Origin of the sequence: Elongatibacter sediminis, from assembly GCF_037892215.1 — a bacterium.
GTDB lineage: Bacteria > Pseudomonadota > Gammaproteobacteria > Xanthomonadales > SZUA-36 > Elongatibacter > Elongatibacter sediminis.
In genome coordinates this window covers 1-11341 of the sequence record NZ_JAZHOG010000005.1, presented here as the reverse complement: position 1 = coordinate 11341, position 11341 = coordinate 1, and the positions used below count along the sequence as shown (strand labels likewise).

Annotated in this window: 9 protein-coding genes; 2 read left to right on the top strand and 7 right to left on the bottom strand. The window is 58.1% G+C overall.

Translation table 11 applies throughout. The features are described from left to right. Positions 1-9: 9 nt before the first annotated feature. Positions 10-429 carry a hypothetical protein gene (locus V3330_RS08580; RefSeq protein ID WP_354694996.1) on the bottom strand — a complete coding sequence of 140 codons (420 nt, stop codon included), beginning with the start codon at positions 427-429 and terminating at the stop codon, positions 10-12. A gap of 73 nt (positions 430-502) precedes the next feature. Next, positions 503-2608, bottom strand: a complete 2106-nt coding sequence (locus tag V3330_RS08575; RefSeq protein ID WP_354694995.1) for a C25 family cysteine peptidase — start codon at positions 2606-2608, stop codon at positions 503-505. Between the two features lie 327 nt (positions 2609-2935). On the opposite strand from V3330_RS08575, the gene V3330_RS08570 reads away from it, so the two are divergent. Together V3330_RS08570 and V3330_RS08565 are read left to right on the top strand one after the other, a co-directional pair. Continuing rightward, positions 2936-3277 (top strand): helix-turn-helix transcriptional regulator, encoded by a 342-nt coding sequence (locus V3330_RS08570; RefSeq protein WP_354694994.1) that lies wholly within the window; start codon positions 2936-2938, stop codon positions 3275-3277. Further along, positions 3274-4584: a type II toxin-antitoxin system HipA family toxin gene (locus tag V3330_RS08565; protein ID WP_354694993.1), complete on the top strand. Its 1311-nt coding sequence runs from the start codon at positions 3274-3276 to the stop codon at positions 4582-4584. Before V3330_RS08570 ends, V3330_RS08565 begins: the two co-directional genes overlap by 4 nt. A gap of 79 nt (positions 4585-4663) precedes the next feature. On the opposite strand, the gene V3330_RS08560 is transcribed toward V3330_RS08565, so the two are convergent. From V3330_RS08560 to V3330_RS08540, 5 genes are all read right to left on the bottom strand, one after another. After that, the gene (locus V3330_RS08560; RefSeq protein ID WP_354694992.1) at positions 4664-5635 is read right to left on the bottom strand and encodes a hypothetical protein; all 972 of its coding nucleotides are present in this window, start codon (positions 5633-5635) and stop codon (positions 4664-4666) included. 14 nt (positions 5636-5649) lie between these two features. Then, positions 5650-6609 (bottom strand): hypothetical protein, encoded by a 960-nt coding sequence (locus V3330_RS08555; RefSeq protein ID WP_354694991.1) that lies wholly within the window; start codon positions 6607-6609, stop codon positions 5650-5652. A 305-nt stretch (positions 6610-6914) separates the two neighbouring features. After that, the gene (locus V3330_RS08550) at positions 6915-7748 is read right to left on the bottom strand and encodes a nucleotidyl transferase AbiEii/AbiGii toxin family protein (protein WP_354694990.1); all 834 of its coding nucleotides are present in this window, start codon (positions 7746-7748) and stop codon (positions 6915-6917) included. Further along, positions 7732-8799, bottom strand: a complete 1068-nt coding sequence (locus V3330_RS08545; protein ID WP_354694989.1) for a type IV toxin-antitoxin system AbiEi family antitoxin — start codon at positions 8797-8799, stop codon at positions 7732-7734. The genes V3330_RS08550 and V3330_RS08545 overlap by 17 nt, the downstream gene beginning before the upstream one ends. Positions 8800-9476: 677 nt before the next feature. Continuing rightward, positions 9477-10766: a choice-of-anchor Q domain-containing protein gene (locus V3330_RS08540; RefSeq protein WP_354694988.1), complete on the bottom strand. Its 1290-nt coding sequence runs from the start codon at positions 10764-10766 to the stop codon at positions 9477-9479. Positions 10767-11341 lie beyond the last annotated feature (575 nt).

Here is an 11341-nt window from a genome sequence, read left to right as displayed (position 1 = left end):
GAGTCCGGCTCAGTCGGCCGCCGGAACCGTCGGTTTGGGCTTCGAGGGATGGATGGGGGTAATGCGCTTGCGCTCGCCCGTCAGTGAAATGCTCTCGATGTAATACCAGTAAGTCGTGTCCGGCTCGATGTCTTCATCGACGAATTCGTAGTGGCGGGTCAGGTCGGTGGTGCCCGCGCCGGGGATGATCTCGGCATTGACCGCGGTGAAGGGTCCGTTCTCCGAGAGCCCGCGGTAAACGTCGTAGCCGAAACTGCCGTGCTCGCTGGCCGTGCTCCAGGTAATGACATTGGGTTCCGGGGCGGTGGTGGTTTCCGCCGCTTGCCGTCCGGCGGCCCGTAGTTCTGTGGCCTGCCGGCCTGCGGACTCCTGGCCACAGGCCCCGGTCATGAGGCTCAGCAACACCAGCAAGGTAATCGCGTATTTCAATGGAGCGACTCTCCGTCTTTCGGTTCAGGGATGTCACGGTTCCGGCCGGGCCGGTTTTCGATAAACGATGTTTTCAGCGCTCGTCCGCCAGGCGCAAGCCGAGCGCGGGATCGCCCAGCAGATTATACGATTCAACCAGTGCGCGTTTGGGCTCTGCGCGTTTGGCGCGCAGGATGGCCTCGCCGATGCTCTGGCCGGGTTGCACCAACTGGTCCAGCAGCAATCCGCTGAACGACCTGGATGCCGGTACCCGCCAGGAGGCCGCCAGTACGCCGGCCGCTCCGCCCGTCGGCATCATCAGCAGGGCCTCGGCCATCGAACCCGCCTCCGGGTGATCGAAAGGGCCCGATGAGCAGGTCATGCTGAGCACCAGTGGCAGTCGATCTGAATTACCGAGCCGCTGCAGATCGGTGACGGAGAACAGATCGCTGCTGTGCTTCAGGTCGGGTGGCCCCGTGCGCCAGACAAAACGCCCGCCGTGGCCGAGAAAATGGATCAGTCCATGGCCTTCATTGAAGGTCCTGATCAGGTCTGTCTGGTCCTGGTGGGCGGTGCCTGCCGCCGAATCGGGAAAAACGGTGCTGACGGCCAGACCCTGCGCGGCCAGGTCGGCGGCCAGTTCATTGCTGATGTCCTGGAATTCCGTGCTCGCATCGGAGATCAGCGCCGCCCGGCCGAGCCACGTGGCGTCCGGTGCGCCACGGGCGTGGGCCAGAAGTTTCCGCACGACCGCGGTGAGTTCATCCGGATCGCCGGCGGGGATGCGGCCGATCGCCAGGTCCGGCCGCCAGTCGTCCCCGCGGATCGTGACAAACCCGTTGTCGCTGGCCGCCAGTTCGTCGTGGGCCTGTACCTGCAGGGTCGGGATCAGGTTGGGGCGCGGGGATTCGCCGCGCACCGCCCAGGACGCATCGCCCACCAGCAGTACGAAACGTGCTGCGGGAGGTGCGCGGTGCTCGCTGGCGTGCCGGATGAAATCGCGAATCGCGAACGGCGACACGATGCCGTGATTGAAAGCATCGTAGATGTCTTCAACGTCGATGACCGCGACTGCGAGGCCGCGTGAGGCATGGAAGGCCGACAGTGGAGCGATCGCTTCCCGCAGGGATGGGTGGACGATCATCAGGTAATCCGCCTGTGCGGTGGCGGCACGCAGCACGGGTGCTTCGAAGGGTTTGATCCACACGGGTGTGTGGACTCGGGCGTCCGTCAGGTAACGGCGTTTTCCGCCCGGCCCGGTAAAGGCTGGCAGGTCTGCGACCGCGTGGCTCGGATAGTCCAATTCAATCCAGTTGAGCAGAACCACGTCGATGACCGGTGCCGTCCGGCCGGGGAGGGTGCGTTTCGGTACGCGCAGTTCCACGGTGAGCGCCGGTTCGTTGTCGGATGCGAGTGTCGGCTTGCGTGCGGGATCGTGTACGGGGTCGTGTACGGGAATGGGCGCCGAACCGAGTGCTTCGGCATCGGCGTTGAGTTCGATCATGGCCTGACCCTGCCACTCCGCGCTGGCGACGATCCGGCCGTTCACCAGCAATTCCACCCGGTGTTGAGGCGCGCCGGCGGCAGCAGCCGCCTGGTCAGCCGACAGGCCGGCCAGCGCAACGCGAATGCCGGCGGGCGCCGGACCGTCCGGCAAAGCCAGCCGAAACGGCGCACGGTCCAGGTGACTCAGGCGTTTCCAGAACCAGGTTTCAGGCGACTTCCCGTCGGGCGCGTCGAGGGCCGTGCGGAAGGCTTCGTGCTCGAGATGCCGGGTCACGATCGAATCCCGATGCACGGCGGTCTCGGGTTCCGGCGAGGCCGGGTCTTTGTTCCCGCGCAGGCGCAGCAGATAGATGTTTTCGGCCGACCAGGGATTGAACCAGGAATGCTCTCCGGCGAGGTGCAGGCCCATGAAATGCAAGCTGTCTCCAGGTCCGAAACGTCCATCGCCTCCGTCTTCGACCTCGAAAGCCACCGGACGGCCTCCGTTCGTCAGGCTCAGTCGCGACGTCGCGGGCGGCGGACCGGAGAACCCCAAAGCATCGAAGTCCACCCGGTACGGGCCGTCCTCGGTCACGGCGATCTTGAAGGCGAAGTCATCGGCGTGGAGTGACGTGCTGGCCAGCAGAAGGCCGCAGACGGTCACCAGTACACGGAACGCCAAAGGCGCTGAGCGGAAGCGGCGATCGGTGCGCATGCAATACCCTGGGTCTGGCCAAAGCGCCAGAGTAAACCGAGCCGTGCCCGGGTTGCCAATCACCGTGGAAGGGGACCCGGCGCCGGCTCCGGATCGATGCGGTCTGGATGGGCTGGACGCGAAGCCGGGAGGGGCATGCCCCATCGGCTCTTGGAGCAAAATGGCTCATAAAGTGTCATAAGTGACATGTTAAGCTACTGAAATCGGTAATAAGCGACAAAATTTACACCTTAAAAGGTATTGAAAAGTTCTAATAATATGTCAATTATGGCAGTATGATTGCTCTTATAGGGTAATTAGTGACAAAAGTGGCGTGTTATGGATATCATGCAAAACACCTCCGACGACGCGGCCATCCGGGAACTCGGTGAACGACTTGCCCGCTACCGACTGAACCGCAACCAGACCCAGAGCGCACTTGCCGAGGAAGCCGGGATTTCCCAACGCACGCTGATCCGGTTGGAACATGGTGAATCGGTTCAGATCACCAGCTTGATCCGGGTGTTGCGCGCCCATGGGCTGCTGCACAATCTCGACGCCCTCGTGCCGGCGCCGCCGCCCAGCCCCATTCAGCAGGTCAAGCTGCAGGGCCGGGTGCGTCAGCGGGCTTCCTCGCGGGAATCGAAGAGGCGCGAGAAAGCTTCCTGGTCGTGGGGAGATGAAGAGTGACCACCGCGACGGTGAGGCTGTGGGGTCGTGATATCGGCGCGGTGAGCCAGGATGCGGATCGGGCCTTGTGCCATTTCGAATACGATCCGGCTTTTCGCCGCAGCGGAATCGAGGTCGCGCCACTCACCATGCCCCTGTCGGACCGCATCTGGAGTTTTCCGGCGCTGGCGCATGAAACCTATCAGGGACTTCCCGGTTTGCTGGCCGATTCCCTGCCCGACGATTTCGGCAATGCGCTGATCGATGCCTGGCTCGCCCGCCAGGGGCGCGCGCCCGACACCTTCAATGCCGTCGAACGGCTTTGCTACATCGGCGTGCGCGGCATGGGCGCGCTCGAGTACGCGCCCGCGGCCGGCCCGTTCCGTAACCGGTCCGCCGAGGTGGATGTCGCCGCCCTGGTGGATCTCGCCAGCGAGATTCTGACCCGGCGAAACCGGTTGTCCGGCTCGTTGCTGCCCGACGAACGCGAAGAAACCCTGCTCGACATCCTGCGCGTCGGCACCTCGGCGGGCGGCGCGCGTGCCAAGGCCATCATTGCCTGGAACCGGGAAACGGGCGAAGTGCGTTCCGGGCAGGTTGCCGCCGGAGACGGCTTCACCTACTGGCTGCTCAAGTTCGACGGGGTGTCCGGCAATCGCGACAAGGAACTCGAAGACCCGGCGGGTTACGGGCTGATCGAATATGCCTATTACCTGATGGCGCTGGAAGCGGGGATCACGATGAACGAATGCCGCCTGCTCCAGGAGCAGGGGCGCAATCACTTCATGACCCGGCGCTTCGACCGCACCGACAGTGGCGGCAAAATCCATATGCAGACGCTTTGCGCCATGGCGCATTTCGATTATCGACGCCCCGGCGCGTATTCGTACGAACAGGCGCTGCAGGTGATTCGCGAGCTCGGCCTGCCGATGGAGGATGTCGAGGAGCAGTTTCGCCGCATGACATTCAACATCATCGGCCGCAATCAGGATGATCACGTCAAGAACATCGCTTTCCTGATGGATCGCAGTGGCCGGTGGTCGCTGTCGCCGGCCTATGACATGACTTATAGCCATAACCCGGCCGGCGCCTGGACCAGCACGCACCAGATGAGCCTGGGTGGCAAGCGGGATCATTTCGTGCTCGAGGACTTCAGGGCCTGTGCCGCGCTCGCCTCGATGAAGCGCGGGCGAGCGGAGGAAATCGTGCGCGAGGTCCACGCTGCGATCGCGCGCTGGCCGCAGTTCGCCGAGCAGGCCGGCGTCGCCGAAGACGAGATGCGCCGCATCCGCAACGCCCAGCGCCTGGATATTATTCAGGCGGCGTGAGTTCGATCATCAGCGGTACCGGTGTTTCCGCGGGTGACGCTCGGCCCTGGGTCGGTCCAGGTGGACACCGAGGCAACGGTCAGGGGCAATAAGTCCCCCAGACCGGCAGCAGTCGTGCAATCGGCATGGATCCCGACTGGAATCCCGCGGCGCCGGTGGTCCAGGTCATGGTGCCCGCGTGACAGGTGTCGAAGGATACCGTGATGCTGCCCCAGGGGACTTCCTTGATTTTGGCGGGATCCCAGGCGGGTGGAAACACGCCGCCTTCCACCTGAAATGCCGAGTCGAATTGAACGGTGTTACCGGACACGCTTCCCAGCGCGCAAATCCAGGTGGGTTCCCCGGCAGGGTCGAAGGTAAACCAGCACATCCAGGCCGTGGTCGCATCCAGCAGGTGCATCATGATCCCATGGCCGCTCTCGCTCGGGTTGTACCAGGACGTGGACATGGAGGGGCCGAGAACATCGCCGGTCTGGCCGGCGATGGCTCGCGCGAACAGTCCGTCAAACAGCCCTGCGGCATCGGCTGTTTCGCCTCCAGGCTTGCTGACACCGAGGATGATCTTGATGCTGGTCACATTGTGACCGGTGAAGAACACGTCGGTGACGCGCGTCCAGACATTCACTCCATTGGCTGACAATTCGTGGGTGGATGCCTTGCTTCCCTCGCAGTCACCGCTCTCGTAGGTATAGGCGAACAGATAGGCAGTGGTCTGGTCGGGTTGGTTGGCAGGAATCTGAATATGACCACCGACTTCGTACTGCGTGTCGGGCCGTGCCGGGATGCACTGCTCAATCGCCAGTGAAACGCCGCCGTTGCTGGTGCCGGTATTGGTGAGTTTGGCCGAGCCTGAACTGTTGCTGCCTTCATGGTCGGCCGAGTTCCATTCGGCTGGCCGGTCGTAAGGGTTCAGCCAATAGTCGATGTTGTCGTCCAGTTCGGCATTTCGAACCAGATTGATCTGGGCGGAAAGGGCTTGGCTGAAAGCCAGCCCCAGGAGGCCCAGCAACACGGGCAGCATTTTGGATTGTTTGGTGATTGCGATATTCATGGTGCCGCCTCCTTTCACGAGCAGTCGGCGCCCCACAGGGGCGTCAGTCTGGCTATGGGCATCGAGCCCGACTGGTATCCGGTGGCGCTGGTAACCCAGGTCATGGTGCCGGAGTTACAACCGTCGAAGGTTACGGTAATGCTGCCCCACGGTGTTTCCGTGATCTGATCCGGGTCGAAAGCAGGCGGAAAAGCGCCGCCCGAGACGGTGAATGCGTCGGCGAATTCGATGGTATCCCCGTCAATGGTGCCCAGTGCGCATATCCACGCTCGGTCGCCGCCATCGTCGAATGCGAACCAGCACATCCACGCCGATGTGCCGTCGAGAATATGAATCATGATTCCGTGTCCGCTTTCGTCCGGGTTGTACCAGGATGCCGACATGGACGGGTTCAGGTAACTGGCACGGCTTTCCCGTTCATGCAGATAAATCTCATCGAGATAAGCCGTTGCATCGGCTGTTTCTCCGGAAGGTTTGAACACGCCCAGCGAGAGTTGAAAACTGTTGCCGAACTCACCCGTCGAAAAGAACTCCGAGCGGCGTTGCCAGCGATCCGAACGGCTTCCCAGATCAAAAAACTGTTCCGTATCGCCGACACAATTGCTGGTCTGGAACGTGCGGACGGTGATAACGGCTTCGGTGCCTTCAGGTTGTCCGTCGGGCACGCGAAAGTAGCCACCAAACTCGTAATCCACCATCGGGGTGGCGACGATGCACTGACTCAATGACAGGGCGGTGCCACCGTTGCTTGTCCCGATATGCATCAACTCCACGGCGCCGGATGCCGGATTATCGCCCGAATCCGTATCGATCCATTCGGAGGTTTCGTTTGAAAGTACATCCCAACCGCTCAGGTCGTTATTGAACGCGGCATTATCCAGGAAGTTGATTTGGGCCGAAGCAGTTGCGCTGAACCCCAGGCTGAGCCAGAAAATTATCCCGTATTTCCAGCCGTCGCTGAAACGATGCATCATCGGTCTCTCCCTAACCATTATTCGAAGCCAAGCTAATTTAACTCAAGGAAATTGGACGGTAAACAGCATGATGTGTGAGTGCGTTATATGTGTGAGTGCGTTATATGTGTGAGCTGCCTGAGTCAACGCTCTTCGAAGCCGTCCAGAAAGAGTGCCCCTGGGGCTTCGTACGCCCCCATGTCCACCCCGTATCCGTCCCACCAGTACGCCACCAGACTCCTTTCTTATTCTGTCCCTTTACTCTGACCCCGCTGATTCCTCTGTAGTTTGGGCCAGCAAATTACTAATTCCAAGTGAACCCTTTCCTACAAAGATCGAAGTTCGGCGCGGATCGCCTCCCAGAACTCAAGGGTGCGGTTGACTTGTGGGTTGTCACCTGCGCTTTGCACAACCAACGGAAGATCGCCGTCTCCGTCAAGCTCCCGATCAAGAATTTCTAGGATCTTCTCGCGGGTCTCCTTTCGACATATCCGCGCAAGATCTCTGCCCAGAATACGAGCCCCCGCAACTTGAAAATCAAAATCTTCGTGGTGTAAGAGGTCATCATGTTCATCCCAAAGTCGCTCTTCGTTTCCCGCTTGCAGGTAACTTCGGATGAGTATTCCTAGGTCAATTGCGTCCTTGCTTTTGGGTCTCCGGTCATTCCAGGAAAAGATCTTTAGCAAAACTAGTCCAGCGGCACTGGCAACCCTCGCCTCTGTGTGTGGATCGCGGCTCACAGTCACTGGGATCGCATGATCGAAGGCTTCATCGAAACCTGTTAGATCAAGTTCGGTGTCTTCATCAGGCTGCCATCTGATTTTGGTTTGAGAGTCAGCGATGGGACCAAACGGCAAAACGTCTACATGAGTAATGCCACGGAAACTTAAACGCTGTCCCGTTCCGATCGGATTGAAATTTTCCGTTTCAGTAAGTGCTCCTCGCAACTCTTCGTATTGATCCCACGAGGCGACCCTGAAACCAAGGTCGACGTCTCTTGTTGCGCGGCCAGGCTCTATTCCGAATCCGTGTCGGAGTATCAAATCTCTAGCAGTTGCGCCAACAACGAAAAAGGGGATTCCTAATTCGCTCGCGATTGCAGAAACGTGCTGCAAAATCTCAACGATTATTGGATCGTCGATCCTATCCGAAATATCCATCAAGGAAGTCCGTGCGGATCATTTTGGCTGTTTCGATATTCCGGTCGTCGGCAGTCGCAATGAGGTCGGCGTATATAAGCAATGGAGGTACTGTGACGGGTGGAATCTTGTCGTGTGCTTGATTGTCATCGAAAAGGTCTGGCTTCCAGAATCTCTCAAGTATTTCAACGTTTCCTTCCGCTTCTCTGGTTAGCTTGTTCTTCACGATCAGCTTTGCCGGAAGGTTGTCGGCATAAATAACGGCGTTTTCTGGAACGAGGTATTTCGTGAGAATGGCGGCAGCGACTTCTCCTCCCCATTGTGCTTTGTATTGCTCGATGTCTACGTTATGCCACCAGCGTGGATTAGTTGTTAGATATTTCCCAAGCCTCAGCTTTGGCCTGAGTTTATCGGGGTACGCGGTAACCCACTGTTCAATGATTTTTGCTTTCTGAACGAGTTTTCGTTCATTGCCTTTGCCTTCATAGAGGTACCCATGGTCTCGCAGATCGGTTAGAACCCAGCCCACTGTTCCCAGAGCCACATTGGTTGCCTTGGCAATGTCACGATAGGGCTGTTGCAGAAGTTCCGGCTTCAATAGAAGCCCAAAAAGCACCTTGAGCCCAGTGGCCTGGAACGCCCTTGTGGGTCTGGGGTTTTTTGCTTTCTCTGGTTTATCCTTGGCACGGTTGCCTTTGATGTAGATGAGGATTGGTTTTTCGTTTAGGTAGGCGTTGCCAGCTAGGTCAAGGAACGCAATGCCCATTCTTCTCAATCTTTCCGCCATGTTCGGGTTTACATACTCGGTAATCAGCATCCCTTTGTAGGGGGTGTTTTTCAGTTGCTCCACCACCAAACCCAGTGTTGCAGTTGTTAGGTGGCGCTTCGTTTCAATGGCGTAGGTTGCTGTATGGTCCGCTGCCTGGACATCAGCGAGTGCATCGAGATATTTGCCCTTTCCAATGGGGTGTTCGTGAGCGAGGATCTTTATTTGCACGCCGGTGTCGGCAGCAAATTTGTCGATCGCCTTGCCTATCAGCGCCTCTGCCGTGTTCTCAGGTCGTGTTTCCATGTGCAGGCTATATGTTCATGAAGTTACTTTGTTCAGTATTATCGAACATCTCTATGAAGTGAACAAGTCTTATCCATCTGATCGGATAATCGGGCTTTCTAAGCGCCAATAGTGTTCTAAGTTACTGTAAATATTGATATAAATAGAATTCAGCTGGGAATTATCCCGAATTTGTGTTCACATAATTAATCTGTTCAATAATATTGAACATATCGGATCAATGAACACGGACTGGGGTGCGGAATGGCTTCGGTGGATGGCGGTAACTATCGAAGTCCAGCTGTAAGGGTCTGAGAAAAGGATGAATACCCAGTCAGAAGTTGTAGTGAAATTGGTCTGAAATTGGGGTCGGGGGAAATTGAAATTGGTTGAAATTGGGGTCGGGCCAATCCAATCCCATTTGCTGAAATTGGGGTCGGGCCAATCCAATCCCATTTAATCTACGGTTTTACCGAGAAAATGTAATTGAAACTGTCCATTCCTGGCGCTTAGAACCACTATTTCAGCGCTAAGATCGTTTACTAAGCCTGTGTGAATGGAGCATTGAGGGAGTTGTCTTTTTAGAACACCCATTCTTACCCAGAAATTAGTCCTTTAAGCCGTAATGCGCCGCATAAACGGGTTCATTCCCTTGGTATTTCTGAGGCTTGGGTAGGCCCGACCCGATTCAATCTGAGTCAGCGCTCTTCGAAGCCGTCCAGAAAGAGTGCCCCTGGGGCTTCGTACGCCCCCATGTCCACCCCGTATCCGGTCCGGCGTGGATAGCCCGGTCCGCGTTGATCATGCTCAAGGGGGTCTTCGGCAAAGTCCACGGCAAGTGCGTCATCGCCGGCATCGATCGCCGGACTGCTCTCGCCCAGTGCATGGCAGTCCGTGGGGCCACCATTGGCCTGCAGGGGGCCGAGCAGGGGGTCCTGGCCGATGATATTGCCATCCTCGTCGGGGTTGGCGGCGTCCAGCCCGCATGCCGTGACGCCGGCATCGCTCAGCAGACTGTGTTTAATCGTGACGTTGATGTTGAAGGATCGACAATCGCCACCGTCCGGGTTGGCACTGAATACGCTGTTGTTCAAACGCAATGCGCCTGAGGAGTTGGCGATTCCCCCGCCGGTGTTGCCGGTCACCGTGACATGGGTCAGTTTCATCAGGCCACTGGCAACGTAGATGCCGCCACCCCCGGCCAGTTGGGCGCTATTGCCCGACACGGTGCTGTTGATGAGTACGACCTGGCCGCCATTGCTCAGGTAGATCGCGCCACCGTCCAGGCTGGCGGTGTTGTTCGTGAACAGGGTTCGTTCAACGATGGCAGTGCCGTTGTTGTTGTAGAGTCCACCGCCCCGCTGCGTGCTGTTGCCGGCGAAAATGGAATCGGTCACTGTGACCGTACGGCCGGTGCTGTTGCCGATGCCTCCGCCGCTGGCGCCCAGGCCGGTGCTGGAGTTACCGAAGATCGAGCAGCGCGAGACCGTCAGTAAACCGTCGTTGTGGATGCCTCCGGACGTGTTGGCTGTATTGTTGGCGATCGTGCAGTCACTCAATGTCAGGATGCCCGCATTGAATATCCCGCCCGCCAACTCGCTCGGGGGCGCGTTGCCGTTTTCGATGGTCAAATCGGTGACGTGGACGGTCGATACGTAGGCGATGTACAGCGGTCGCACGCCCGGAAGGTTCTGCGCATCGAGCGATGCACCCTGGCCGTCGATCACGAGTTCGACGCCCTGGTTGCTGTTGTCGATCGGGCTGGTCGAAGCGGTGAGCAGAACGTCGCCGGCAAACCGGATGCCGAAAATGCAGGGGCCGGGCTGGCTGTTGAATGAGGCAATTGCGGTATCGAGTTCCGCTTCTGAAGAAACGTCCGTGTAGCCACCACAAGCCGCCGCGACCGTGCCTGGCGTGAGCGCCAGCAGAGTCCAGACGGCGAAAATCAGCCACAACGCAACGCCGCCAGTATTCCTGGGCGAGTTCATCTGTGCATTCTCCAAGTCCCCCCGAACCGGGTTGTCGCATGACCATACCGAAACGGATTATCGGGGTCTACTGGGGGCGAACCAACCGACTGTGTGGCAGGTGAAGACCGTGTTGTGTGCGGGGCTTCGATTGGGTCTATCGATGCTCCATGGAGGGATTGGGGTCGGGCCAAGCCAATCCGATTTAATCTACGGTTTTACTGAGAAAATGTAATTGAAACTGTCCGTTCCTGGCGCTTAGAACCACTATTTCAGCGCCAAAATCGTTTTTTGGGCCTGTCTGAATTGAGCATTAGGGAGTTGCCTTTTAGAACACCCATTCTTACCCAGAAATTAGTCCTTCAAGCCGTAATGCTCCGCATAAATGAGTTGATTCCCTCTGTGTTTCTGAGGCTTGGGCAGGCTTGATCAGGCCCGACCCGACTGTGGTTTACTTTGGCTTATCTGAGGGTGCGCAGGTCAGAAAAGCAAAAAGCCCTTGCGTTTCCTCAAGGGCTTTGAGCTTATCGACAGATAGCTGACAGAATATTCCGAGCACATGGTTTACACATGACTGCATTTGGGGAGAACCCAAA